Source organism: Xenorhabdus sp. NBAII XenSa04, assembly GCF_963866145.1.
GTDB lineage: Bacteria > Pseudomonadota > Gammaproteobacteria > Enterobacterales > Enterobacteriaceae > Xenorhabdus > Xenorhabdus indica.
Window position 1 is genome coordinate 1 of the sequence record NZ_CAWMEB010000260.1, and the last position, 207, is coordinate 207.

At 42.5% G+C, this 207-nt stretch carries 1 protein-coding gene; it reads right to left on the minus strand.

From position 1 onward, the window contains the following. On the minus strand, positions 1-189 hold a 189-nt coding region (locus AAC147_RS09780), incomplete at its 3' end, for a transposase (protein ID WP_231571688.1). Between the last annotated feature and the right edge of the window lie 18 nt (positions 190-207).

A 207-nucleotide genomic window follows, 5' to 3' on the forward strand; every position in this document is an offset into this window, starting at 1 on the left:
TATCACCGGGAATTCCGGATTCTCGTCCAACCGTTTTTGCATGTCATCAATAATCGATTCATGTATCCATCGTCTTATGCGACGGGGACCTTTCTTTGATGTTGTGCATTGAGATCGGATTGGGCATTCATTGCACGCTAAATTGTTGAAGTAAACATCCAGTTCTACACCTTTCTCCATGACCCTCATTCGCTTTTGTAACCTTTT